This window comes from Alicyclobacillus dauci, from assembly GCF_026651605.1.
Lineage (GTDB): Bacteria > Bacillota > Bacilli > Alicyclobacillales > Alicyclobacillaceae > Alicyclobacillus > Alicyclobacillus dauci.
In genome coordinates, this window is the sequence record NZ_CP104064.1 from 3,817,530 (window position 1) to 3,844,235 (window position 26,706).

The 26,706-nt window shown below is 51.4% G+C and carries 21 protein-coding genes, 1 pseudogene and 1 CRISPR repeat array; of the genes and pseudogenes, 5 read left to right on the top strand and 17 right to left on the bottom strand.

Features of this window, described 5'->3' with window-relative positions; all coding sequences use genetic code 11:
• The first annotated feature begins 72 nt into the window (after window positions 1-72).
• A complete protein-coding gene (locus NZD86_RS19235) occupies window positions 73-846 on the top strand; it encodes an exodeoxyribonuclease III (protein WP_268046951.1) in 774 nt (257 codons plus the stop codon).
• Between the two features lie 175 nt (window positions 847-1,021).
• A CRISPR array of direct repeats spans window positions 1,022-1,342; the repeat unit is 37 nt; unit sequence GTGCCACTTCTCAGATCGCTCGCTCAACGATCCGACA.
• A gap of 450 nt (window positions 1,343-1,792) precedes the next feature.
• Here the strand turns inward: NZD86_RS19235 and cas2 are convergent.
• From cas2 to cas12b (NZD86_RS24540), 4 genes and pseudogenes are all read right to left on the bottom strand, one after another.
• A complete protein-coding gene (cas2, locus tag NZD86_RS19240) occupies window positions 1,793-2,086 on the bottom strand; it encodes a CRISPR-associated endonuclease Cas2 (protein WP_268043674.1) in 294 nt (97 codons plus the stop codon).
• 4 nt (window positions 2,087-2,090) lie between these two features.
• A pseudogene (cas4g/cas1g, locus tag NZD86_RS24825) lies at window positions 2,091-3,769 on the bottom strand (CRISPR-associated endonuclease Cas4g/Cas1g).
• Window positions 3,770-3,891: 122 nt separating this feature from the next.
• The gene (gene cas12b / locus NZD86_RS24535; protein ID WP_326492601.1) at window positions 3,892-5,787 is read right to left on the bottom strand and encodes a type V CRISPR-associated protein Cas12b; all 1,896 of its coding nucleotides are present in this window, start codon (window positions 5,785-5,787) and stop codon (window positions 3,892-3,894) included.
• Window positions 5,754-7,325 (bottom strand): type V CRISPR-associated protein Cas12b, encoded by a 1,572-nt coding sequence (gene cas12b / locus NZD86_RS24540; RefSeq protein WP_326492602.1) that lies wholly within the window; start codon window positions 7,323-7,325, stop codon window positions 5,754-5,756. The genes cas12b (NZD86_RS24535) and cas12b (NZD86_RS24540) overlap by 34 nt, the downstream gene beginning before the upstream one ends.
• A gap of 185 nt (window positions 7,326-7,510) precedes the next feature.
• Here cas12b (NZD86_RS24540) and NZD86_RS19260 point away from each other — a divergent pair, with 185 nt between their 5' ends.
• Window positions 7,511-7,690, top strand: a complete 180-nt coding sequence (locus tag NZD86_RS19260) for a hypothetical protein (protein ID WP_268043677.1) — start codon at window positions 7,511-7,513, stop codon at window positions 7,688-7,690.
• 3 nt (window positions 7,691-7,693) lie between these two features.
• On the top strand, window positions 7,694-8,035 hold the full coding sequence (locus NZD86_RS19265; protein ID WP_268043678.1) for a type II toxin-antitoxin system PemK/MazF family toxin: 342 nt from the start codon (window positions 7,694-7,696) through the stop codon (window positions 8,033-8,035).
• On the opposite strand, the gene NZD86_RS19270 is transcribed toward NZD86_RS19265, so the two are convergent.
• The 8 genes from NZD86_RS19270 to NZD86_RS19305 form a co-directional block, all read right to left on the bottom strand.
• On the bottom strand, window positions 8,027-9,307 hold the full coding sequence (locus NZD86_RS19270; protein WP_268043679.1) for a TIGR02679 domain-containing protein: 1,281 nt from the start codon (window positions 9,305-9,307) through the stop codon (window positions 8,027-8,029). The genes NZD86_RS19265 and NZD86_RS19270 overlap by 9 nt on opposite strands.
• A 17-nt stretch (window positions 9,308-9,324) precedes the next feature.
• A complete protein-coding gene (locus NZD86_RS19275) occupies window positions 9,325-13,500 on the bottom strand; it encodes a TIGR02680 family protein (protein WP_268043680.1) in 4,176 nt (1,391 codons plus the stop codon).
• Between the two features lie 26 nt (window positions 13,501-13,526).
• Window positions 13,527-14,744, bottom strand: coding sequence for a TIGR02678 family protein (locus NZD86_RS19280; RefSeq protein ID WP_268043681.1), 1,218 nt, complete (start codon window positions 14,742-14,744; stop codon window positions 13,527-13,529).
• Window positions 14,741-15,754 (bottom strand): TIGR02677 family protein, encoded by a 1,014-nt coding sequence (locus tag NZD86_RS19285; RefSeq protein ID WP_268043682.1) that lies wholly within the window; start codon window positions 15,752-15,754, stop codon window positions 14,741-14,743. Before NZD86_RS19285 ends, NZD86_RS19280 begins: the two co-directional genes overlap by 4 nt.
• Window positions 15,706-16,299: a DUF2397 domain-containing protein gene (locus NZD86_RS19290; protein ID WP_268043683.1), complete on the bottom strand. Its 594-nt coding sequence runs from the start codon at window positions 16,297-16,299 to the stop codon at window positions 15,706-15,708. Before NZD86_RS19290 ends, NZD86_RS19285 begins: the two co-directional genes overlap by 49 nt.
• Before the next feature lie 320 nt (window positions 16,300-16,619).
• Window positions 16,620-17,894 carry an MFS transporter gene (locus NZD86_RS19295; RefSeq protein WP_268043684.1) on the bottom strand — a complete coding sequence of 425 codons (1,275 nt, stop codon included), beginning with the start codon at window positions 17,892-17,894 and terminating at the stop codon, window positions 16,620-16,622.
• A 210-nt stretch (window positions 17,895-18,104) separates the two neighbouring features.
• Entirely contained in the window at window positions 18,105-19,109 is a 1,005-nt protein-coding gene (gene pdxA / locus NZD86_RS19300) for a 4-hydroxythreonine-4-phosphate dehydrogenase PdxA (protein ID WP_268043685.1), read from the bottom strand.
• A 56-nt stretch (window positions 19,110-19,165) separates the two neighbouring features.
• Complete coding sequence (locus NZD86_RS19305) at window positions 19,166-20,536, bottom strand: four-carbon acid sugar kinase family protein (RefSeq protein WP_268043686.1); 1,371 nt, start codon at window positions 20,534-20,536, stop codon at window positions 19,166-19,168.
• A gap of 156 nt (window positions 20,537-20,692) precedes the next feature.
• Between NZD86_RS19305 and NZD86_RS19310 the strand changes: the two genes are divergently transcribed.
• Together NZD86_RS19310 and NZD86_RS19315 are read left to right on the top strand one after the other, a co-directional pair.
• A complete protein-coding gene (locus NZD86_RS19310) occupies window positions 20,693-20,863 on the top strand; it encodes a DeoR family transcriptional regulator (RefSeq protein ID WP_268043687.1) in 171 nt (56 codons plus the stop codon).
• Window positions 20,860-21,477: a DeoR/GlpR family DNA-binding transcription regulator gene (locus NZD86_RS19315; protein WP_268043688.1), complete on the top strand. Its 618-nt coding sequence runs from the start codon at window positions 20,860-20,862 to the stop codon at window positions 21,475-21,477. The genes NZD86_RS19310 and NZD86_RS19315 overlap by 4 nt, the downstream gene beginning before the upstream one ends.
• 273 nt (window positions 21,478-21,750) lie before the next feature.
• Here NZD86_RS19315 and NZD86_RS19320 read toward each other — a convergent pair whose 3' ends face one another.
• Genes NZD86_RS19320 through NZD86_RS19340 form a run of 5 tightly spaced genes read right to left on the bottom strand, consistent with a single transcriptional unit; the run spans window position 21,751 to window position 26,692 of the window.
• Window positions 21,751-22,938, bottom strand: a complete 1,188-nt coding sequence (locus tag NZD86_RS19320) for an alpha-amylase family protein (RefSeq protein WP_268043689.1) — start codon at window positions 22,936-22,938, stop codon at window positions 21,751-21,753.
• 12 nt (window positions 22,939-22,950) lie between these two features.
• Window positions 22,951-24,510, bottom strand: coding sequence for a xylulokinase (gene xylB, locus NZD86_RS19325; protein ID WP_268043690.1), 1,560 nt, complete (start codon window positions 24,508-24,510; stop codon window positions 22,951-22,953).
• Window positions 24,416-25,195, bottom strand: coding sequence for a GntR family transcriptional regulator (locus tag NZD86_RS19330; protein WP_268043692.1), 780 nt, complete (start codon window positions 25,193-25,195; stop codon window positions 24,416-24,418). Before NZD86_RS19330 ends, xylB begins: the two co-directional genes overlap by 95 nt.
• A 17-nt stretch (window positions 25,196-25,212) precedes the next feature.
• Window positions 25,213-25,947, bottom strand: a complete 735-nt coding sequence (locus NZD86_RS19335; protein WP_268043693.1) for a KDGP aldolase — start codon at window positions 25,945-25,947, stop codon at window positions 25,213-25,215.
• Entirely contained in the window at window positions 25,940-26,692 is a 753-nt protein-coding gene (locus NZD86_RS19340; protein WP_268043694.1) for a creatininase family protein, read from the bottom strand. The genes NZD86_RS19335 and NZD86_RS19340 overlap by 8 nt, the downstream gene beginning before the upstream one ends.
• Window positions 26,693-26,706: the final 14 nt, after the last annotated feature.

Below are 26,706 nucleotides of genomic sequence, written 5' to 3' on the forward strand. Positions count from 1 at the left end.
AGTCGTGGGGGCATCGGCGGTTTGTGCTAAACTGAGACAAAATCTAAGTAGCTCTATAAGGGGATTTTGACGCTGAAACTGGTATCCTGGAATGTTAATGGCTTGAGGTCATGTGTAAATAAAGGTACCTTTTACGAGTACTTTGATCATATCCAAGCGGATATATTCTGTGTTCAGGAGACGAAACTTCAGGAAGGGCAAATCAACCTAGAACTTGAGGGAGAATATAGGCAGTACTGGAACTACGCCCTGAAGAAAGGATATTCCGGAACTTCCGTATTCTCCAAGGCAAGTGCGCTTTCAGTACGCTATGGCCTGGAAGATGAAACAGAGCCCGAGGGACGTATCATTACACTCGAGTTTGACTCTTTCTATCTCGTGAACGTATACACCCCCAATGCAAAACGTGATCTATCAAGACTTGCATATCGGCTGGAATGGGAAGATCGATTTCGAAACTTTGTATTGCAGCTTGATTCACATAAGCCCGTCATCATCTGCGGTGATTTGAACGTCGCCCACCAGGAGATTGACCTCAAAAATTTCAAAGGGAATCGCGGTAATTCGGGTTTTACAGAGGAAGAACGGGAGAAGATGACGCTGCTCCTGAACTCTGGTTTCACGGACTCTTTTAGATACCTCTACCCTGACCGTACTGATGCTTACTCGTGGTGGTCAAATATGCCGAAGGTGCGGGATCGAAACGTTGGGTGGCGAATCGATTATTTTCTCGTTTCATCTAGATTACGTCCATTCATCGTCGACGCGAGGATAGATTCACACGTATTCGGGAGCGATCACTGCCCTGTTGTGCTGGAACTGGAGGAGTCTTTAAATCCGGGGTAAAACTGCAAAAAGGTGAAGGGCTCTTACGCTAAGTGTGGAGCCCTATTTTGATGGGGACGGGACGTTGCAACCCTGTAAAATTGACAAAAAGGAACACTTGCTCCTCTTCTCCCTCGATTATGATCCGACATTACCGTATCGTGGAATACCTCACCGACGCCTAGATAAGGTAACCGTGCCACTTCTCAGACCGCTCGCTCAACGATCCGACAAATTGACCGAAGATGAGCTTTCTACATTCAAGGAGTGCCACTTCTCAGATCGCTCGCTCAACGATCCGACAAGTGAAGGCCATTGTGATAGTCGCGTGTCTGGTGTGCCACTTCTCAGATCGCTCGCTCAACGATCCGACAGCGGGATTAGCCACTAAAATTCACCCCCTACTTTTGTGCCACTTCTCAGATCGCTCGCTCAACGATCCGACGAAATCGATGTTCTGCTGCGTTTCGCATATATATTGTGCCACTTCTCAGATCGCTCGCTCAACGATCCGACAGCGGGCGCTCGCAGCCCTAGAACCACAAGGAAAGTTAAACCCATGAACGAGTGCCACTAAATTCGCTTCGTTACTTACTCGTTCCATCCATGCTCTCCTCCATGCTAGCCGCGTCGAATCCCTTGTCCCATCTACGTTTCGAGCGCCTCCCAAGGATTTCGCCCTGGAAAGGCGCTCGAAAGGTCAGAACGTTGAGCGAGCGTTCTTTTTGAGAAGCCCAACGGGTGTTCGGAATTGAAAATTCCGCATTGGCACAACCGTTGGCTCTTTCTGTCCTTTAGACAGCTTGTTACTATTACATTATACCTTGTGAGTAGTCTAATCAATCCGTACCCGACTAATCTAATGAAATATTCCGTCACCCCACACGCGGCTCTATTTCAATTCGATTTCCGTTTGCCGTGCCCACTACTACATACCCTTATACTCCACGTCGACGCTTTTCCCGAATCAAAAAACTAAACCCTTCAAATCGAGCGGCACAAAGTCTCGCCCGATGCATGTCATATTCCGCTCCGCCGCATTCGACTGCACGGTTCCAAGCCTCGCAAAAATGACCTGATCCATGGAATGATGAATCACATCGAGTAGCAATTGCTTCAGTTCTGCCTCATCCTGATCAGTCAGTTGGCAGAGGAATACAGAATACTGAACGTGAGTCCCATATCCTCGTACAATCTTATATACCTTCCGCCATCGTTTTGGGTCACTGATGTCGTAACTGACAAGCACATAACGACGCATTCCATCACCTCGTTACAATCGGCCGATACTCAAGTAATTCGCCCATCAAGTATCGTGACAAGAATCTCGCCTCGAGTTCGAGCATTCGACGGTAGCTCAACTTATACTCGAAAACGGGATGAGTCACAGTCTCGTGCATGCGTCGTTCGAAGGCTTGGAAGAAGCGTTTCCGCCCAGACAACTTCAACGAACACGACTCATCTCCGATATAGAAGTCATTCCATGCTATCTCGCCAGTATTTAACGTTCTTATGACAACCGAATCGGCGATGATGGCGCGAAACGGTTCCATCATGTCTAACACAAGCGAGGGACGGCCTGTTTCAATCCGGTGATAAAAGCCCAAAAGTGGATCAAGACCCACTGTGGCAAGTGCGGCGTACATATCCCGCTCCAGCAGTGAGTATGCGAGCGATAAGAGCGCGTTAACCGGATCCTTTGGCGGTCTGCGATTGCGGCCATTCATTAACGTCTCGCCTGGCGGGACATTGTCGACTTTCAGCATCAAGGGAACCGCTTGCATGTACTGCTTCGCCGCAATCCCTTCAATACCGAGCAGTGAGTCGAGTGAGGACGCTTGTTCTGCGTGGCGGGCGTGATCGAGTAGATCCTTCAAGGTGGACTTATCGAGCCCATGGGCGTTCCGGCGCAGGAGGGTGCGTTGGTTTAGGATTTCCGCCCGCACGATAGCTCGGGCAAGCGACAGTCGATCCCGCTCGTCCCCAAACCTCCGAAACTGCTCACGGCGGACGAGTACGTTTTTGGTGACGAGGTTGTGGTTCATGCCAACCAGGCGACCAGCCGAAGTTAAGTAGCTGATGGTTATACCCGATTCCATGCAATCTTCATCAACTGCGTCGAAACTTGCACATTGCCGAACACAGAAATGTGGCGGACGTCCTTGAGTGGGACTTCAGCTTGAGTACCGTCTTTCGACGTGATGGTAAGTTCGTATCCCCGTTTACCAAGCCGGGCACCAATCTCCGAGACATACACAGTACCTAAGTCATCGCGGCTTGGGACAATATCTCGAATCGGGGTCGATGTCGCGTCTGGGTTCGTCAAACGGATGGTTTCGTCCGGCAAGCAAATGCCGTTCAATGAACAACGAAAGCACTTGTCTGAATTCTGAAGCGGGGACGGCATCGAAGCCCGTTCCAACTCGTGTGCTCTGAGAATCGTCGCACGGGTAGCCGCGACCAAGTCGTCGGAAAATGCAATCCGCACGTTCTTCTTGTTCCCTCTGTAGTATAACCGTCCAGCCTCTGATGGAAATCCGTTTGATCTCAGCAGTAGACCTTGCGCACATAGCTGAATCTGGTCATTCGGCCACGCACTGCCATCCAATTCCCACTTACCGAGCCGAAATGAGCCGTCTCCCCTCGGTGCACTGGAATGCTTTGCTTCGACCGGTTCCCAGTGACCGTCGCCCTGATACCGAATGGCATCCAACTTCCCCACAATGCCCAGGCTCTCGTCACCTAAGTGCAAGCTCTGTGGTGCTATATCCCAAACATCGCTTCCCGTGTCAGATGGCCGTCGCCGTCGCTCGGCTCTCTCGTGCTGGCCGGTTCCTTCCACGGTGTCCGCCGACTTCTCAAATAACCCCTGGACGTACATGAGATGATACAACCGCTCACAATAGGAGAGTTCATTGAGCATACGAATTGGTACCGCTTGCATGGTCGCCTCACTCCAGCCACAGTTCTGATGTATCTCGGCGCTGTAAATCTATCACTAGTCTGGGCTGAATAAGAGACTTCTAAACATATCCATTCTACAACGACGCGGCCACCCGAATTCATCTACACCTCTTTACAGGCTGTTCCGCGTTGACGAATCTTGCGTAATAAATATCCCTCTATACGCTTGTTCAACAAGGACCAAAACACCTTCTGAATTGTCCAATGCCCGTGGTTAATGATGCCTGACGGATCGCGGAGCAATACAACTGATTTCTCCCTCGCTTCGTCAGCCTCGTTCGGCAATTCCATCTCCTCTTCAGAAATGTCGTCCTTGTGAATGATTTTCGCTCGCTTCTTCCCTCGATCCCGCTCATAAAACGTCACGTTGTTATTCGTCATGAAGATCCTGTTCTTGTATAACTCAGCAGCCCGTTTGCTTGTCACTCTGGGAATGAGAATGGGCTCCCCGGCCTCCTCTCCCCAATCGCAACGCACCCGGATTTCACTGATATCGAAATTTGACCACAGACGCCGCTGCAAGTTCTGCGCCGCGTTTAGATCGGCGTGAACCTGACGAAGGTCCCCCTCATCCGCGCTGAATGGAGAAACGAAGAATTCTCCGTCGCGCGTGGGAATTAAGTCGTCCGGTCTGAGTTGAGAGCGGTCGAGCTTATAATCCTCCACGAACTTGCTAAGCCACCACGGTAAACTCTCCGAACCGTTCCCTCGCACACAACGTGCCGGAACTCTGCGACAACGGACGCCCGGAGCGCCGGTTCGAGCATCAAATCGCGACGAGAACGCTGAGTACATCGTCCCAACCAACACGTCGTGCATGTCAGCCTGGTTTTTTAGTTCCTCAAATACCCCGCGATGACTCCACTGCATCAACTGATTGTTCTCACTCGGTGGTCTATCATTGTGGAAGCGGTACTCGCTCAACTCTTCCAACAAGATGAATTGGCATGGCGGGTACTTGGCGACCCACTCGCCCTTTCCGCGCCCATTGACACAGTACACGTAGCCGAGGGCCTCCATGATCATCCTGTCAGCGAGCTTCTTGAGACGGTCCTCCTTAGCGTGATCGATATGCGCTCGCAATGTTACGGCAAACCGGGAACCTCGTTCAGCACGAATGACTTGCCCGGACACTTTCCCAAAGAAACTCCAGCTCTTGAGAAACTTATATTGCCGCTCCAAATAGTCGATCTGCCCGATTGAGTTTCCACCCACCACATCCCGAGCATAGCCGCGGACCTTGATTTTATCCCCACTCCGAACTTCTTTGCGCCAATCCCGAACCTGCTTCCCCATGTGACGCCACAAAACCTTGATACTCTCGTTAACCGCAGCAATCCATTCTGCGTCTCCGCACGTCCCATGCAATTCCTTGAGCTTCTCCAGTTCCGCGTCGAACGCGATTCGCCAATCCTCGGTCATCCGATCCGTTGCATCAAGTGAGCTCTCCGTCAGTCGCGACCAACTCCGCTCCCGCCGCCTCTCATCGTCTGAGCTGCACCGGACAAGTTGCCGGAGGTAAGTCAACTGTGATCGCAATTTGTTCAGAGCCGTCAACCGTTGCTCGCGAATTTGCCGCAGCTCCTTTGATTCCGTTTCCCCCGGCAGCTTCAACAATTGGGAGCGCTCATGGATGGCGACCAAGTTATCCACTTCCTTTATCGGGTAAAACGTGGGGGCTCTCCCGTTTAAGTCCGGTTGCAACTCGTCTTTCTTTGCCACGCGAAACACGGAGATGGATGCGGACGTGCGCAGGCCGAGATCGACACTCATGACGCGCAGGCCGGCTCGTAATCCCTCTGAACCAAACTTGCCTTCATCTGGATGTTCTTCTATGTAGTCTTGCAGCCTGTCGAAATTGACGTACGCTCGATTCGTATCTCCGACAAGCTTAAACAGCGATGCATACGCCGGGCGCCGCTCACCGCGAGCATCAGATTTGTTTTGTACGCGAAGGCTTAGGTTCAGATAGACATCCCCGCTTCCTCCGACGCCCACGTCGGATCGGATGGACGATAGCCTCGAGACGCTTGCTCCACTGGATGCTTTCGCATACGGGCATCCAATCGGTCCAATCGATTTCGATGATACTGTATCTTCGCTCCACCAAATTCGCCTTCAAAAGCCTGTGTTGCGCCATGGTCACATAGCGACAGTGCAATCGGCCCATCTGCAGCTTTGGGGAGCAACTTCTTCAATTGTTTCGACATTGCAACAGGCACCATCGCGTCGTCGACTTCCTTCGTGGCGCTGTTTTCTACGACCAGGATCCTCTGAAAGCGAATCGCGTGTTTGCCTGGCCCCAACTCGTTGAAGAGGAACGTGTACTGATGCAGGTTCCCGCCCAATTTATCGAACCGCGTCCAAATGGGATGTGCCACTGGGTTAGGGAGTGTGAATGTCGCGTATAGTTTGGCATGATCGACTTTTCGAAGGATACTGTTGTAAACCGCGTAGCGTGTTACAAACGACGGATCGTCCCGCCACAGCGCGTGATATTTTGGTTCTGCCAGTTTTGCAAATAGGTCGTGCGAGCCAAAGCGGCGTGAATTTTCCCTCTGTACAACCTTAATCACCGCATCATACTGTTCTAAGGGTAATTTAGCTGAAAGATTTGCCCATTTTTCAAAAACCCGATCCGCCCCACGCAACGCCCGCTTGGTGATATAATGCGCAGTCTGTTCCTTCGCCTCAAGACCTGGGGAAGCTTCCTTCATTTCTTGTTCCATCTGCTTGACGAGATGGACCAGGTGCTCTTGTCCCACAAAGTTCTTCTGCCAGAAGCGATCGCGCTGCTCTACCAACTTCGCATATTCTTCCCCAACCCTCTGATTCCACGATTCCCACGACATCATCCGCTCTATGGCCTGCTGGAACATGTCCCTGTCCCACGTTCGAACAGCCTGTCCCTTGCGCAGTGGTTTCCACTCCACTGAAGACATGGCCGACGCAGTGTAAACCTGCATCAATGGGATGAGCCCAAAGTTTTTCAATAAATTCAGTACACTTGCATTGGACTTCACCGATCTCCTTGCGTCATCCTTGGCCTTCTCTTCCTCCCAGCCAGGGAGTCCTTCATTACGCATCTTGACCCAGTGAGGTTTCCTTCCGGACTTGGCCTTACCCTGTCCGGCGACGGAGTCCGGATCCGTAAGTCCACTGAGAAACTCGCGTGCCAATTGCGGAGCAGCACCTGTTCCCCCAACCGACTGGGGTATCAACAATTCGTAAAGCTGTCGCGCCAACTGCAGCAATTCCTCATTCGATCCCGCCGCTCCACGATGCCGGTTCTCCAATTGACGCTGTCGCAGCCGTTCTAGCAGCTCTAATTTGCAATCTTCAGCCTTCTTGTAGCACTCCTGAGTTCCATCATCGTTTGGGCTTCGCCTGTACAAACTCTCCTGGCGAAGGAGACTTAGCCATTCGGTATAATAGCGAACTCCAGCGTTGACCTCCGTGTGGAGTTTCCAAAGCCCCGCCCGAATCTCTGCCATGTCCCCCAAACGCAACTTGACCTTTACGGATTTGACGGCCATCACTACACCTCGTTTCCATCAGCTGGGGCGTTTGCATATGCCCCCATTCCGCTTACTTCACACTCAGTTTTCCTTCAAATTCGACCTATCCAACCGCATTACCTCTCCTCTGTCACAATAGTCAATCTAGTTGTATAATGGTATTTAGATAGGCGTACCATGTCACCATAAAGGTGGTGACATGTGTGCAATCGAAGAAGGGCGATAAACGAATGTCTTCTGTGCTCAACAAGAAATATGCAGAATTGGATGTAGGGAAATTAAAAGCACGGGCTGAAGTGCTCAAGACGAATGACGACGGTTCTGTTTTGTTGCATAAAGATGACCCTGAACATGTCGAATGGTTTGAGGATGATGAAGACTGATCCATGAGCAAATATAAAGTTGGCGATATCTATTCCATTCGAGTGGAGTTCGAAGAAGACCCCCAACAAGCGAAAATCAGGCCTGTTGTAATTTTGTACATTGATGATAACGAAAAACCTGTTGTGGCCTTTGTTCACCCTATCACAAGCAAGGCGCCTCAAGACCCTCCAAAATATCATGACAACTTTAAGGTCGAGATACGTCACTGGCGAGAGGCGGGGCTTCGCAAGCCTTCCTGGGTCAAGTCCAATAGAGTAATCCAGATCGATGTAAAAGCATTTATAACCTATATTGGACATATGAACGACACCGATCTGTTACGTTTGCTGGAATTGCTAGACTAAACCACCTACAAAATCACTCACCAACACCGGAATAAACTGCTCCTGAAATACCTTTCTCCGCACGCTCGCCATCGTTTCAATCAGCATGTCGTCCCAATCCACTTTGAGATTCTTCAGCGCTTGCACTTCCCGCTCGGACAGACCCGGTTGTTTTGCGTTACTCGCGGATCGATATGTACATGTATCCATGTGCCACGGTTCCAGACTGTGTCCATATCGTTGGCGCAAAAATATTGTCATCTGCAATCCTTTGACGTCGAAGTCCCCGTTGTAATAAAGAGTTGCACCAGACGCAACAGCCATGTCCAACAGGCGAAGCGCCGCGACCGACGGCTGCCCACTTGTGCAGACCACGGGGATGCCAGTTGGGATCTGTTCAGTTAACTCGGCAAAAACAGACGGATTCTCGACCACGTAAACCGCTTCCACTGCCGGTAGTTCGGTAATACGACTCTCTAGTGTGATTAATGGAATAGCAACGGGCGCGTCGTAAAAACCTTCCCAATTCCCGACCCAAACAATGGAACTAACGTCATCCAAGACAATTCCGGCCTTCGAGTACACCATTCGCGTATATTCGGAAGGCGAGTCAGCTCCGTACAGGTCGTCGACTGACTCGAGCGCCTGCATAGACGTCAACGTCTCCATCCCTGCTTCATCACCTATTAAAGCGACCAATCCCCAATAAAACACCTTGCCGGCCAGCGTATCTCTATCTAGTCCGTGTGGATTGCCAGTCACATGGGCCGCAAATACCGGAAGTCTCCACACGAGATTTGATGAAAGCGAGAGTTCCAGAGCTTGTACAGCGTTGCTCCAAGCATCGCACTGACCAGTCTGCACGTACTCCTGATAGCAATCGAGATAGGTTCGATACCCCGGCGCATCACGTTGGCTTAGTCGGTCGATCCAATCGAGAATCGATGGAAGGCCGACGTCGTGTCTCGCCCACATACAAAATGCGGACCAATTGGCTTCGGATTCGACCACTCGTTGTTCGCGCGTTGTCATGTCGGGAAACAGATAACCTAATGCTTCCTCCAGGGTTACGTCGAATTTGCTCGCCTGGAGTGCAGCGTCAATCTTGGTTAGTTGCACAGCGAAACGGGTCTGACCGTAGAGATTGATGGCCAAAAGACCCGACAACGCCTCAACCTCGTCTGTCGAGACATCGTCGAGTTTCACCGTTCCACCAACGCGCCCATATCGCTCATATTTATCCCTAACCGCATCCCATAATCGCTTTAATCCGGTTTGGCCAAGATACCTCAACAACTCCTCAGTACACATCAGTCATCACCGTCTAGAGACTCATCCAATCCGCTCGGACCGTCTGTTATCGCAGCCTCATGGAACGCAGGCCAATCATCTCCGTCGATCATACGCCTCGTGTGACCGTTCCAGTAGTACGGGATGACCGTCACAAAATCAACGTCATTGGGTCGAAAGACTTCATAAATCGAGAGTGCCGGCACAGTGTCGTAGCAACCCCACAGTTGTTGACTGGTCATCATGTAATCAAACTTCATGTCAGTCAACAGTTCGAACATGTCGCGCATGTTTTCTTCATCGACACCCGCGAACGCCTCGTCGAGTGAAATGAGACGAGGTGCATCTGGGTGAGAGTCCTTAAATCTCGAGTCCGTCGCGGCGAACAAAGGAATGTACATCGCCATGGCTTTTTCACCACCACTGAGCACGTTGAATTGTGAGTCAGTCAGCTCGCGGCGCGATTGCATGCCCTTGCGAAAATACAGGGTGAACGAGAACCACGTACGATAGTCGAGCAACTCCCGAATCAAACTGCGAAGCGTGTCGCCAGATTCGGAGGCCTCCTTCGCGACGCGAATGCGTGATCGGAAATGTTCAATCATGTCTTCCATTTCTTCTTCCAACAAGGTGCTGGGACTCTTTCGCAGCAAATGGACGAGACGCTCCGTGTCCAGTTCCCGCTCCCCGCGCGCGGGTCGGGGCTTCCAGTCCAACGCAAGCACCATTCCACTCGACGTATTTCGGAGCGACATAAACTGATTCATCTCTTTGACCCAGCGCTCTGCCCGATTGATTTTATCCCGTATTGCACGACCGACGCTGTGGATTAGGATCTGTTCGTACAACTCGCGGTCCTTCTCGCTAATCAACACGCGCTGTTCTTCCACCATCCGGGTAAGTTCCAGATGAACCCGATATGGCGTCCACGGCTTGCTCCTATCCCGAGCGGACACGACAAACATCCGTTCCAACGACTCGTCGAACCGCGACTCGAGCGAGTAGTCGAGGAGCGTATTTTTCTCGATCGCGAACGTTTCCTGCAACTGATTGGTGACCTGCTGGATATTGCGAGACTCACATACGCTGCGCAATGCTCGAAATACTTGGCGTGCCATTTGAATGGCTTCCTGCCGTCCGAGGGCCGAAGTCGTTTCACCCGTAGTCTCCCTGTCGTGGTCAGTTAAGCCGAGTTTCCATTCTTGTCGGAACCGTTCGATGCAGTTGTCGAGAAGGGTCTCGATCCGATCAAACGCTTCGCGCCTTGTCTGCAAACGCTCCTCGGCCCTAACCTGCGCTTTGACGCAGTCCACCTTCCTATCCTGTAACTTTGCAACCTCGGCACGCAATGTTTCCAGCCTGTCCTTCAATTGCTTTTGCTGCTCGTACACATCAAGAACACCGAGCGACTTCATTCTTTCTCGAAGCGAGGCCATCTTACTTTGCAGCCCCGACTGACGTCGACGTAAATCCGTCTCGCTGCGCAAGTCGTCGTCGATCCGCCGCTCCAATAGATCGATCTCGTCTCTCAGAAAGGAAATTTCCGACCGCATGTGCACAGACAATTGAACACTCGTCTGGCAGGCTTGACACGTGCGTTCATAGTTGCGTAACTGTACCAGCGCCTGCTGAAAATCCTCTTCGGACCTCAATACTCTCCAGCGGCTCGTGAAGGAAACCAGCGCTTCTGTCGCCTTTTGCCAGATGGATTGTTGAGATCGAAACGCCTCAGTCTGTCTCTCCTCAACTTCCCTCGCGTGAGCAAAATCACGCTTCGCTCGCTCGACCGCCTCATAGCACGTTCTCAGTTGGTCCTCTTGAGGAAAGTCCGCAAACTCCACCTGCATTTGCTGAATTCGCCGCGAGACCTCGGAAATCTGCCCATCCAGTTCGACGATTCCATCGGTGAAGGCGGCAATATCCGCTTTTAACCGTTCCATAGCTGCCTGTCGCGAACGTTTTCGTGCTTCATAGCCAATCCACTCGGCACTCGGTTTACTCGCACCTTGTCCCATTAACGGCCCTAGCACGTATTGTCCGGAGGTCGTCACCGCAGCCGCGTTGGCGTCACGAACCTCAGCTGGATCCGTGATCAGAATAGTGCGAAGCACATCTTCGACCAATAAAAGTGTCAGCCCGCTCTCTTCTGGAGGAGTGGGCTTCAGGTAGTCCGCAAGGGTGTAGCCGAACACGGCCGGATTCGGGCGGATCCAACCGTCTTCATCGCCCTCCGCAATCGCGGGCGGTTCAGGTGACACCCATGCGTCTAGCAACCCACTCTGAAACAAAGCTGTCTCCAACGCGGCGCGAGTGGGCTCGTCCACTTCATCGCGGAATTCACACGCCTTATATAGAGGTGCACCTAGGGTGTGATCGTCCATTTCCAATCCCATCCGCCGGTTGCGCGTATCTGCTCTTGCACCCGTCCTTGGCGGCTCCGCTTCTTTGACGGTGCGCCATTCTTCTAGCTCCAGTTCCAATTGCGTGCGCTGCCCGACCATCAACGATCTCTCGTGTTCCAACTGCAACCGCTGTTCGGTCGCCTGGCTGCGGCCCGTATCAAAAGCTTCCTTCACAGGAACGAGAATCTGGTCGTAAGAAATCTCGCCGTACTGTCGGAGTCCGTAGAGGAGTGATCGCCAAGCCTCCTCGGACAACGGCAGCTCTTTCAATCCCTTAAACCATGCGTAGGCAGCGTCTTCCTGCGCGCCAATCGCCTCTGCCAATTCCTTTTCCCGCGTTTGAACCGCACGTTCAGATGCGTCGCGGCGCTCCCTTGCCTCGCTCATCTGGCGGTCAGCTTCCTTTAGCTTCGCCGCCTGTACGCGCTCTTGTTGGCAAAGATTCACCGCATGTTCGAGCTCGTTTCGATAACTGTCCACGTCCACCAACCAGCGTTTCCACGTTGTATGATCCAGCTCTTCTGCGGATCTGCCAGCCGGTATCGCGTAGGCGTCGTGGACCGCGAACTCAATTTGCGTCGCTATGTCTGCCATTTCCGCAAGCTGATTACGCTGTACGTGTTCTTCCTCGTCCAACTTCCGCAACGCAGTATCCATGCGAACGTGTTTCTGCTTTACGCTGTCGCGATTCGTCGTAATCCGGCCTTGCGTCGACTCCAATTCAGTCTCGGTATCCTTCATCCGATTTTGTGTGCCCTCAAGCTCGACTTGGAGATCCATCGCTTCCGAGCGGTTGAATAGTTCGAGTTCTGTTTCTGTTTTGTCGAGTTCCTGAGTGGCTTTCTCAAGTGCGACTTCCGTCTCGTGTCGTTGCGCTTCTGCCGCCTTCAGAAGTGCTGCACTCTCCTCCACCGCCTGAAACGCCACATCAGAGTCTTTGGTCGCGTCAACCGTCCGCTTTGCCGTATCAAACAGCCATATCTGGTTGTACCGTCCATAAACGTCAGCGAGTCGTTTCGCAGCATCCTGATGCAGAACCAGTTCATCCAGTCTATCGCTGATTTCATCCATGTCCTGCAAGACCTGCGACAGCGGGAGCAGATCGTCATCCCCGAGCGGAGGCAACGAACTATTCAAGATGGAATAAATCGTGGTCGGACGAAACTCTTTCGACAATTTTGGCGATCTCAATTGAATCAGCAGGTTAAGCAAATCTTTGTACGCCTGCTCATCCTTGAAACCGAAGAGCACCTGGTTGACCATCTGCTGATATTCGCGTTGCTCTTTGACGACTTTCCCACCGCCGCCAATCGCGGCTTCGAGCCCAGCGTGATCGAGCGGAATTTTCTCCCCTTCCCGTTCGAACACGTCCACGTCGTAAAGGAAGAAGTCACGCCCTATCCGGCGACCGTCGGTGAGACTGAAACCCCAGAAGCCGACCTGCGCCGCCCCACGCCGCGCCCTCATACCAATGCCAACCGTCACCGTCTTTTCCGATTCCGGCTTGATGAACTCCAAATAGACGTAGCCGGTCCTATCCGAGATGCCGCTATCGGTGTCACCTAAAAGGTAATATTCGATTTTTCGGTCTTTGGAACCAAACGGATCGAGCCGAACGGGCCGCTTGTCGCCGTCGAGGACAAGTGGGAGAAAACTCTGCATCGTGACCGACTTACCCGCACCATTCGCACCGCGGAAAATCATTCGACCGTCTGAAAGTTGAAACACTTCGTCCGTATAAAACCAAAAGTTCAACAAACCAGCGCGGTTCATCTGCCATCGTTCGTGTGCCATAGGGTTGCCCTCCCGCATTTACGCATTTAATCGATCACCGCCGCATATTCGCCACAAAATCTCGATAGCCCCGGCAACAGCAAAATCCCGCCTAAGTCATCGGGCGCCGCCAAGTTCCACTCCACCATGTGCGCTAGAATATCCTCCGCCAAAAGCGTGGTCGACTTATCTCGATGCTCCTTGGTCCAATAAGCTTCACTCTTGTCGCGGACAGCCAGTAAGAGGCCCTCGAATTCGCTGCGCGTCAGGCGAAAACAGCCATTCTCATCGCACGGATATCGGTCCGGATATTGAGCTGCCGCTTCACGCAACTGCGCTGCGAGCAGCATTGTGACATCTGATGCCGCTGATTGTGTTGGAAACAAGTCCACTTCTGCCATCAGTTCGGGCCAATGGAAGTAGAGTCCTTCACGAAAACGCCGACCCTGGAGCCCAACCATCTCGCCCATTTGAGAGATGATCCACGGACGCTTAGTCTGAACATATCGCCGTTCATCGTCCGTCCATTCCCAATCGTAGACGATAGGCTCCATCAACAAGCGGCGGAACACTTTTTGACGGCGGGATCGGACATCCGCGTTGTGAAGAAGTTCATCGCCCACCGGTACGGTCGTCGTCTGCTCAACTTCATACAACGCTTCGATCTCGCTGTACGCCATCAGCTCTTTCGGAAATCTCCGAAGTAGGTATCGGGCCAACGGCGAAGCCTCATAGAGCACGTTAGCGCTCGCGCCATCACGAGCCCATCCCGTTTCCTCGCCCTCAATGGAAGTGAGCACGCCTAACGCTCGCAATTTTTTAAGCGCACGCACCATCGACAATCGGTGATCGTACAATGTCCAATCGACATCGAAGTGCGAGCCCAACAAATGATTGCGAATCGCCTCGACCATTTCCGTCAATAAAAACTGGTCAGTATCCGACTTGGCTTCCAAATACCACAGTCCATATGTGAATAGCGCGTAATCACGCGGCTGGTGAAAGCCGTCAATGCCCATCCAGCTCCGATATACAGCAGGCACCTTTTCGAGCTTCGCGAACGCTCTCGTCACCAACAACGAATACCCAGCGTGATCGTGAAACCAATCGCGCAAGTACCCGTAGTGGTCCTTGATAAGGAGAAACTCGTCCGGGTGGTCCTGTTTCGTAATCCACGGTCGACTGAGCAACGCCATCGCCACTGCCTGCAAATCAGATTGAACCTCTGCGCTCGATGAGCCCCGTCTGCGGCTCCGTCCGTTCATGTTCTGCTCGCCTCCCGCACTGACAAGTGGAAATTGGGCATGTCCAACTGTCCATCTGAAAAACTCAGTTCCGTTCGATCATCCGACTGCGGCAGACTCAATTCGATATGATAGCCATCCGCCGTTCGAATTTGTTTGGACTTACTCACCAAACAACGGCTGATCCATGAGAGAAGCACTCGCCGTTGCTCGACGGTTAAAACGTCGAGATCAGACAAGTGAAAGGCCCCAAGTTCCAGGAACCACCGCACGACCGCCGCCTCGCGTTCCAACTGTGCCAATAACACCTGTTTCGCCTCGGCCTGTTCGCCATCGCGCACCTTCACAGGCTCCGTCGTTCCAGCCCGGCGGCGAACTCGACTGCGTGAGCTCAATGCACGTGTGATGGGTTCCTCGTCCCACATCGACAAATCAGTTGAATCTGACGATCTCGGCGGTTCACCTTGAAAATGACGCGGCTTCATCAAGCCGTACACAGCCGCCCCCAGTTTGTGGGCTTCTTCCACCGATTCAAGTCCCAGAAACCACTGTCCGAGATAATCGAGCTCTCGCCGACGACTGATACCGAGTCTCTGCTTCTCCTGAATTGCGATGGCATACCTAACCATTCGGCCAATCGTATCCTTCGTCGCCCGTTCGAGAAACACGACGTCACTTGCTTCTGTTTCACTGCCGATAAACCACCTCGTGAAGATGGTCCATTCCTCCATCCGCCGCTCTAGACGTTCCTCGGCCGACAACACCTCATCCAGGCTCGGAGTTCGCATTTCATCCTCTACCACAGCAGATAGAAATGCCCGCCACACGTCAGAGTCTCCACCGTGAATCAGTCCTTCGACTTGTGTCCCATACTTTTGAAGTCCGATCATGAAATTTTGCAGATAATTCGTCAATGTATCCTTAAAGACAAGAAATTGTTCCGTCAACATCAATTCTTCCGCACGGGTAGTCTGTAGGCTAGCTAGATAATCAGAGGCATTCTCGTGAAGTACGCGAAACGAAGTTTGCAAATCACGCCATAATTGTGAGGCTTCCCCGGTGCAAACAGCCCCGTCCGTTCAACGATGGACCGCACGTATCCGACGATCCGCTCCAACAGTGTCGGCTCCAGAGAACCCCCATACCCCTGTACGTTCTCTAGACTCTCAAGCATTCGCTCAATCTCAATCGCGTACGGTGTCATCTGATAGCGATACCGTTTGCGTAAGTATTCCTCAATGGAATTCGCCCGTCCGCCATCGTGACTGCTAGTTAAATTTCTCCATTCGGTTAACACATCTAGATCTCGCTGGCACTGTTCAAGCGTATAGTCATCGATTAAATTCCACGCCGAAATGCCCGAGAACACATCCTCTGGCTTCAACCAATATTTCAATTTGCTATGATTTTCGTAAAAGAACCGCATAATCAGGCGGTATCGACCCACATTTTCGGCATTTAGATATTTGACCTCAGGAACTGGTTTAATCCATAATTCACGAAGTTGATGTCGGTTCATGGCACTCATCCTCTGCAAAACTACCGAATCTATTTCCCCAGTATACCGAATATCCATGACCTCTTGAACCTCCTCAATTAATAGGATAGGAGAGTCTTCTTCATAAAAGATAGACTGTATGTTTTGGTTTCCATGGAAAAGAAATGGTAGATCTATCTACGTTATTGACAACTTAGAGAGGGTCTATGCTGAATTGAATGAATACTTATTTAATTATTTGAATTCTACCTATGACGTTTATGCCTAGCACATTATGATAAATGAAAACCCAGCCGCCATAAGGCGCTGGGTTTCTCACAATGGTTGGTCATGGTTTTCTATGGTTTCCTCGAGACTACACCGCTACAGAAACCTGTCAATATAGTGACACGCTCACATCACCCAGCGATTTGGGTCTCGTCTATCGCTGACTGCGCCCGCTTGTCGGTCCGCAGCAATGCCACGAAAATCACGGTGATGAGGAGGAACACGGCCAAGAGGAAGAATCCAGCAAACCCACTTCCAGTGAGCTGTTTGACGTAGCCCACCATATAAGGGCCAAGGAATCCACCTAGATTGCCAATGGCGTTGATGAGACCCATCGAAGCCCCCACGATCTCGATACGGAGCAGAGAACTCGGAATAGCCCAAAAAGGTCCGTAAGGACTGTACACGGCCATGGCGGTAATGACGAGGAAGATCATCTTCGTAGTCGGATCGTGTGCAACCAATTGTCCTAAAATGAGGCTCAGCGCAGCGATGATCACCGGCACGGCAATGTGAGATTGTCGTTTGCCGCGTTTATCTGACCAGGCGGAGTTGAGGATCATGGCGATGAAGGCGAAGATGAACGGGATCGCGGAGAGAATACCAACCATACCGGAATTCGTGACGCCTTTAAACTCTTTGATGACAGATGGAACCCATAGGCTAAAACCATAGAAACCAGTAATCCAGCACAAGTAGACGGCGATTAAGATCCACACTGTTTTGTTGCCGAGGGCTTGCTTGAAGCCGCCATTAGCCGGCTTTTTGTTATTCTCCGAGGCCAGCACGGTTTGAATGAAGCTGCGCTCTTGGTCCGAAATCCAGCGGGCTTCGCTGGGGCGATCCGACAAAGCAAACCACCAAACAATGCCCCATATAATGGGCGGTAAACCCTCGATAAAGAACACGTCTCGCCAACTCGCAACAGTTAAGAGCCAACCAGTGATAGGAGTCATAATAATGGACGAAACCGGGAGACAGGCCATCCACAGAGCGTTCGCACGGGCCCTTTCATTCTGCGGAAACCACGATGCCAGTAGGACGAGTACAGCCGGCCAAACGCCACCCTCAAAGATACCGAGGACGAAACGCATGACGTACAGTTCCGTCGTGCTTTGAACGAGTGCTGTTGCCATCGCAGAGATGCCCCACAGCATCATCAGGATAAATACCACTCGTTTCGCACTCCACCTACTTGCTAAATACCCACCCGGGATCTGCAAAACCATATATCCAAAGAAAAATATGCCTGAAGCAAAACCGGTTGCAGCGCTAGTCAGGTGGAAGTTTCCACCGACATAGGGCAAAATCATCGACACGTTGATCCGATCCATGTAGGCAAGCATGTACATGATGGCAGCCACCGGAATGATGTACTGCCACCGCTTGGCCGGGACTTTTGACATTGGTATTCCACCCCAGGAATCAAAAACGATATAATATTCAGAGATCTACGTTTCCAACTGGACAACGTCGCAAAGATGAGAAACGATTCACCCCACTATCGGTCATCATGTTTGGTAGCGCTTTCAAAATCAGTGTGTAGGATCACCCGCGCGGCATCATGCCTGCGTAAGCAGAGAGCCGCGCGGAAATTTCAACCTCGATCTGCCTCGTTAGGCAAGTTTAACACCGGATCTGGCATACTCAGCGCCCACCCGAACCGCCTCAATCATGCTTACCGCACTCGCCTTTCCCTGACCGGCAATGTCAAATGCGGTGCCGTGATCGACACTTGTGCGCAAGATAGGCAGACCAAGCGTGACACTTACCGTACGCTCGAAGTCCATCATTTTGGCGGCGATGTGGCCCTGATCATGGTAAAGTGAGAGCACTGCGTCAAATCGTCCCATACGCGCCATGTGGAACACAGAATCGGCTGGGACCGGCCCTGTAACGTTGAGTCCGCGTGCGACTGCCATCTCCACAGCTGGAACGATCTCTTCCATCTCCTCATGGCCGAACAATCCGTGCTCCCCAGCGTGTGGGTTGAGGCCTGCTACTGCCAGACGAGGATTTTCGAAACCGAGTTGCTTGAGCGCGCTCACACATTTATCAATGCCGGCAGACACCCTCTCCTGGGTAATGAGACGACAGGCTTCTGCAAGGGACACGTGTCTCGTGAGAAAGAAAATTTTCAAATTCAGAATGGAAAACATGGTCATCTCTTCATTTGCACCGGTCATATCCGCAAACATCTCCGTGTGACCGATATATGGTACATTCGCAGCCTTCAAAGATTCCTTATTAATCGGTGCGGTGACAACGGCATCAATCGCCCCGTCCATGGCCAGTTGGATGGACTTTTGAATGTAGGCGAACGCCGCCCGCCCGCAGGATTCTTGTACTTCCCCATACGCCACGTCGTGTGCGTGAATGGCATCGAGATCGAGCACATCAATGGTGCCGTACTCGTAATTGGCTTCGGCCGGAGAAGAGATTTTGTGTACGTTCGCAGTCAGGCCCGAGAAGCTCAGTGCGTCTTCGACGACGCTCACGTCGCCGATAACGAAGGAGCGTGACATATTGTGCACTTCTTGATCAAGCATTGCCTTCACAGTGATTTCGGGTCCGATCCCGGCCGGGTCTCCCATAGTCAAAGCTAAAACAGGTCGTTGCATACAAAACACTCCTTGTCTTTGTTGCCTCTCGACGGCGCATTAAGCAGGTAAAAACGCTAATGACGGAGGATGGTGCTCATCATTTTCGCTGCCATCCGAGAAACAGCAACTTCATCGCCAATGGAACCACCTTTGGTTACGACCCATCGACCCATCAAGAAACCGTTTTCCGGACGGCTCAGCGTCGTTAGTGGAGCCAACTCCTCCTCGAGTGACAGGCGAGTCACACCGAGTGCAGTCAGTATGGAGGCTGCAGCTTCGCCTCCTGATAAGTAAATCCCAGAAATGCTGGGGTACTCCCCCAAGATGCGACTAACCACTTGCGGTAAATGCTGGACAACGGTATTGGCTTCCTCCGTCGGCAATTGCCACGTGTCGGTCCTCAGAAAAATAGTGGACTTGAAAGGTCTGTTCCAATCTGTCTCAGCTGTGGTTTTCGATTTCGGGCATCGCTGAACGAGACCACGAATGACCTCATCGGCTGATTCGCCGCGGTAATGGTACATGTGCACGTACGGATCGCGTTCGAGAAAGTCCATTTGCTTCTTGGCGTTGTGCATAATACTTGCCGAGATACCGAGGATGACAGGTGAATCGGGGAGAACGAAACCTTCGCGAGACGTGGCCGCCCCATTCGCGTCAGAGATAATACTAGGGATGGTCAACCGCTCGCCTTGCAGTCTTGAAACAAGTTGCTTTGCAAGGGCTGCTGTAAACGGGCCGGGATCGACTGGGCAAAGCGAGACAGCCGGGTGCTTCGCTGCGAACCGTGTCGCAGCCCTCGCCAGCGTGTCAATGTCGTCATCAGTCACCGCATCGCACAAGACCATCCTGACACCCTCCCCATGAATGCTTGTCAAGATATCTTGAACCTGAGCCACGCCACCGCGAATGTCTCTGATCGAGAGGCAATCATACGTATGTCCGCTAGGATCACCAATGACCGCCCTGAGGTCCGGCGAAGAGACGGGTGAAAACGGATCGTGTCCGACATACGTTTCATGAACAGGGACACCGTCGACAAAATGGATGGTGTTTTCAGTCGTCCTCCCGGATGCTGGAAAAGCCGGTACAACGAGAGCAAATACATCGGTCCGACGTTGCAAAAGAAAATCGATGGTCTTCGCTATGGACCCTCTCAAGGTACTATCGATTCGCAATCCAACCAGGTCCTCTCCGGTATATACCGGAATGTTGAGAAGATGAATGAAATCCACCAGTCGATCGCTCACACTTTCCCGAGGGATGTTTCGTGTTCCAACGTTCCACACCTGAACCAAATGGGGACTTTCCCGGTCCCGGTTGCCCTCCTGCGGGTATGTATGGGGACCTAGATGAACCGTCGCCTGAAACCCTTCATGTTTCAGGAGTGCTGCCACGGCATTGGCGCCCGTGAGATCATCTGCGAGGATAGTTATGCGCAACACGTGCACCTACTCTCCTGAAGTCGTCCACCAAGAAACAAGTAGTCGAAGTCATCTCGTTGATGTTACAATTTGTTCATTAATGTTCTTATATGTTCATTTTAGATAGGATTATAATTCTGTCAAGTCTGAAAAGTCTGATTGAGGTGACCCTCGCCGATGCTGTCCGTTCAACGTCGAAAAGAGATCTTTCGAATTCTGCACTCGCAGGGTCAGGTACAGTTGCATGACCTGGCCAACCGGTTTCGTGTGTCTGTTATGACCATCCGACGGGATTTAGAGTTGCTTGAGCAAGAAGGCAAGGCACGCAGAGTTCACGGGGGGCGGTGATATCCGAACAATTATGGGGTCCTCAGCCAATAGACAAGAAGTCCGTCATGAACGTGGACAAGAAGCTTCAGATAGCGGAGACCAGCCTATCGCTGCTTCGTTCATGCAGTTCCTTGTTTTTAGATGCTGGGAGTACTACGTATGAAATCGCGAAAATCATGTGCACTCATGTACAGAAGGAACTCACGGTATGTACAACCGATCTTCACATTGCCGATCTCCTCCGCCAAGAGGAGCGATTTCATGTCTATTTTTGTGGCGGTATGGTCGATCGCTCTACCGCAAGTGTCGGAGGAGAATTTTCTGTTCATATGATCCGTGCACTTCACGCAGATCTAGCGTTCGTCGGCTGCGATGCCGTCACTGTGAAAGATGGTGCGATGGGAACAAGGATAGCAAACATTATGGTGAAACAGGCGATGATCGAGCACAGTTTGCAATCCGCCCTCGTTGCCGATTCTACCAAATTTGGTCGGGTCTCCTTCGCCACGATCGCGCCATTATCCGCCTTCGATTTCCTGGTGTCTGACCGCGACATCAGTGACGATGTGAGGCAATGTGCCGTAAAGTGTGGTGTACAGACCCTTCCCCCGCGGAGGCCGGTTTTTAGATAAAACGAATGTTGTACTCTGTGCTTGGAACCTCTGTTCGCGGGGACGGGATCCAGGCGTGCTCTCTCCGAACTACTTCGTGCAGATATAAAAAGGGGCTTCACATATTCGGTGAAAACTCCTTTTTATATTTGGTTGAGGTGATTCGTGTCAGGACAAAACCACAACCTTAACACGGGACAACGCTTACAGTGTTTCTGCCCCTCCGATGAGAGACTCTCCTAGTACGCCTTACTGTGGAGAGACATTAGCCTCGTGACAACACACAATGGGACGTCAATCGACTTCAAAGGTTGCGCCAATCCATTTCAGACGGCTTTCTGGAATCAAGCCGTAATTGTAGAAATTGATGCCGTTTGTACCGTTTTCGATTGTTTTACGAATTTTGTCAATGAGCTCATCTTTCGAATGAACTTCCGGATAAAAGACTCGAAAACCGGTGAGCAGCGGTGTGCTCGACTCAACGGTGTCACGGGATGTCTTGGTATCGATCCCCACTTGACGTGCGTCCGTATCATAACAGCATACCAACACTGCGTCGCACACCTTGGATATCTCATTCACGTCCACACCGATGGTCCACGCAGTATCGGTTACTAGACTTAAGAAGATCACATCGGTGCGCGGATGAACAGCTTCGCGGACTTCACGGGTCAGAGAGGTGACAACGCCGTTCCGCCACTTCAAGAATTTGTAGAACGGTTCGTTATCTTGAAAGAAGTTCATACCCTTGGAATAGAACTCCGGGTCAATCGGCTGTGGAATATCCCGCTCGAATGTGACCAACAATTCATCTTGGACGTACTTGCGAACGGCTTCAAACTGCACGCCTTCTTGTTCCGCGCGCTCCCTGCAAGAATTACAGAAGCAAAGCGACAATAGAAACTGCTCGTAGTCGTTTAGACCAATACCATCCTTCTCGTGATGGAACTCATGTGGGAAGCCCATAAAGCTGAGAGATTCCAGTTCGACCGCATCAATCTCGTAGTTCGTAGTGAGGTCCTTCAAAACTGTTGTTATATAAGTACGTGTGGCGGGGTTACTTGGGCATTGATTGTAGTAATAGTGATCGCCGAACGCATTCACGACAGTTACTTCTGGATACTCCATACCAATTCGGGTATTGTGCAAACACACGAACCAAGAGGAGAGTCGAAAGCCTTTCTCTCTCCTGTCATTCGACAATTGGCGAATGAGGGCGTCGCATTCGTCGACATATGAAACCGTTCTAGGCTGAATCAACTGACCTTCGTACAATTCCGGAGTGACGTGAAAGTATAAAGTACCGTCTTCAGGGAAGTACACTTTCCGTTTGGGGCTGCGAGGTTGGACAAACCGACCCGCATGGTAGGACATCGCCAAACTGATTGAGTTCAGTTTCGCGATATCGAATAGATCGCCGTACACTCGTTCTTTACCGATATCGAGTACATCCCACGGATATGTCCACATCGAACGGATCATGCACTGACCTCCTCAAGAGTTCGCAATTTCGCTAAACAACGGCGAGATGGATTCAATCAATTTCCGATAAGTTTGATACTTTTTATTATAAATGGCTGTCTGGGACAAAGATGGTACAACGACTTCACCCGTGTGGACCAGCGTGTTAGCTGCGGTAGCGACATCCGGATACGCGCCAATACCTACCCCGGCAATGATTGCTGCGCCAATCGCCGAAGCATCTCTGGTTTCCATTAAGTGAATCTCGATTCCTAATACATCCGCTAGAATTGACCGCCAAACCGCCAGTTTCGAACCACCGCCACCCATGTGAACTCGAGTTATCGGATTGCCCATCTGCGCAAAAACGTCCAGACATTCAAGAATGTTGAATGACACACCCTCCATTACTGCTCGAGCGAGCGCACCCTGCCGAGTATGCGCGGACAAACCGATGAAACACGCACGCGCGTCCGCCGAGAACTTCGGACTACCGCGACCGACCAGGAACGGTAGGAACATGAGGGCCGAGTCCTTTGCAGCCACAGTCGAGGCCAGTTCACCAAGTTTTACAATGTCGTTTACCTGGTAGCTACCGCTCGACCGATCAAACAACACAGAGGACAACCAGTTCATAGCAAGACCACCAGTAAAAATGGAGCCGAGGGCGTAAAAGCTTTGCGGCAATGCATGGCGGTGAAAAGTAATCTTTCCAATGCCGTCGCGATGAATGGCAGGAACGGTGGTAAGTACTTGGGCTGCTGTGCCGATAGTGATCGATACTACACCTGGCGATACAGCACCTGTCCCCAAAGCACTGCAAGCCATATCAGCGCCGCCAGCTACGACGGGCACACCCGGCTGGAGGCCAAGAACGGATGCCGCCTCTGGAAGTAGGTCCCCCACTTGCTCCGTAGTGTCTACGACATCAGGAAACACGGAGGTCGGTAGACCAAACTGCCTTATCAAATCGTCATCCCATTTTCCTCGCTGTACGTCATACACCATACTGTTTCCTGCGTCAGTTGGCTCTGTTACAAATCGACCTGTTAACCGATAAAGTAAATAGTCTTTGGGGAAGAGCAATCGATGAGTTGTGGCGAGCACCTCAGGCAAGGTTTCCTTCACCCAAAGCAGTTTTGGTAACAGCAGCGCATCGATAGGAACATTCCCAGAGACACCTACCAACTTGTCACGATAATTTGCCCCGAGCCATGAGGTCTGGGTCTCGGAGCGCGTATCGGAGAGGGTGATACTTGGGAGTAATGCGTTGCCCTCACTGTCCACCATACAAAGTGCGCTCATATGTCCAGATAGTGCAATACCCTCAATCGAAACGGTACTCGGGATTTCCCGGAGACAGGCTCGAACGGAATTAACGCATGCGTGCCACCAATCGATTGGCTTTTGCTCCACCCATCCCGGCTGAGGCGTATAGGTGGGATAGGCAGTACTTGCAACTCCAAGTACCTTTCCCTGCAAGTCCATTACCAGGCACTTAGCGGCGGACGTCCCGAGGTCTAATCCCAACAGCGCTTTCATCTGCGTCACCTTCTTGCGGGAATTGTACTTGTACAATAAATCGATCACCACGCATATAGCTCTGTACGTGCTCCACCAGTAGTCCCGTGTCAAGAAACGCAAGACGCTCAGAATACAGTACTGCATCTCCTGCATGAAGCGATAACACATGCGCTAGTGTTGTAGATGCCACCTGTGCTTGATACGTATCCTTGGCATAGCTTGGTACTCTGCCGTAGTGCTCGGCAAGGGTCTGATATAATGAGTTATTGATTACCTCGTGTTGGTCGAGACTTGGGTAAATGTCAGAACGAAGGTAAGATGTGACGAGTGCCACAGGAACCCCGTCCGCTGTAACGACTCGCTCTATCCGCCAAACGGGTTGGCTATTGGGAACATTTAACTTATCTTGGATACTTGCTGGAGGCAGCTCCAACCCAATAAATCGCACAGTGCTTACGGGGACATATCCCTTCCGCCGAATGTCATCCGTAAAGCTCGGAAGACCATCAGACCCACGGATAATTCGAGGAGGCGATACAAATGTCCCTTTTCCCTGAATACGGTAGACATACCCTTCGTTGACCAATTCCACAATCGCCTGTTTCACTGTGCCGCGACTCACCTCAAACTCTGCGGCGAGGTCGTGTTCAGAAGGGAAGAGCTCATTTTCTTTCATATGTGCGATCCGTGAAATGAGCACTCTCTTAATTTGTAGATACAAGGGCTCCCTAGTGCTTCTTTGTATCACACTCATCCGATTTCTCCTTTATGCTAAACTCTCACCTGTTCCCGCAGCGTACGAACAACTTGGGCAACGTAGTCCGGCCGAGTCTTGCCTGATTCCTTGTCAATCGCATCACTAAAAATATGAGGAATGACGAGCTCCACATTAGCGCTCAAGATAGTTTGAACAATGTGTACTACGTTCTCCAATTTTACTCCACCGGCTGGTTCAAATCCTAGGATTCCCGCAGATCCAGCTGCTTTAGCTAGGACGTTTAGTTCTTCCATCACGATTTCACCCTTAATTGGATGTAGTTTCACTGCGTCCACACCAGTCGCTTTAAGCGTACTAACCACAGAATCAACCGACAGTGTGAAATCGTGCCCAGAAAGCCAAGGAGCTTTCACCACGCCGGGTTGGCCGGTGGGTTCTACAGCAGCATTCACCCACAGTTGAGAGTAGACACCTTTGGTGTATCCAGAAGTGGGAAACGGTTGGTTGAGGTGATTTGCGCCCATCTTGCCTGCCCCGAACACTCTATCCCAGTTTGCGGGGTTTGCCCCGCCACCGAGAGCCAAACTGACTGCGGGAGCCACCTCGCGAACAGTTGCGATATCTTCTTGCATCTGCTCTAGATCAACGTAATTGGTTGCGGATAAAGTAACGAATGCGGTCCCTTCAGACGCCTCCCAAACCTCTTTGGCATTCTGTGCGTCTTTTACAAGGAAGCTGACGGCAATCCGGCCATGAATCCATTCGATAGGGAGTGATGGTTTAGTCATTAGTTTGATTCACCGCTTTCTTGAAATGCTCGACGAGTTCGACCGCCTTGTCGACAACTCGCCTCATTATGGCGTCTCCCTTTTCCTTCGATGCCATAGTGGCGTCGCCAAATACCCCGGATTCGTTCACCTCGTCCCAAAAGGTTGGAACGACATCAAAATCGGCTGGATAATCCGGATACTCTCTGACTGCCCTGTCCATTTTCACAACGTCCGGTCTCAGGGAGAGCAAGATGGACGTTTCTAGTTCATCGGCATGGACAATAGATGGATGGCTGGTTGGAGCCTCCATCACGCCTTTGGAGGCTTCATTTAAGCTTGGATAAAATAAGTACATAACGGGAAATTGCAGGCTTTCTTGCACTTCTCGCGCAGCCTCTTTTAGAGCCGCCATATTGCCGAGATGACCGCTAATTAGAATAAGGCCTTTTATTGCTTGCATTTGTAGACTCTCAGATAAATCACGAATGATGGCCTTCAACGTGTCATTAGAAATGGTCAGCGATCCTGGGAACCGCTTTAACGACCATACCTGACCCAGCGGCATGGTCGGTAGAAGAAATGCCCCGGTCTGCCCACATACCAATCGAGCAAATGCATCAGCAGCGACATTGTCCGTATTGAGCGGCAGATGCGGTCCATGTTCCTCAATTGCTCCGATCGGCAGAACCGCTATGTTTGTCGTTTTACGAGCCTTCACAAACTCCGGCCACGTCAGATTTCCCCATTCTAAAACCTTAGACATGGGCGATCATCTCC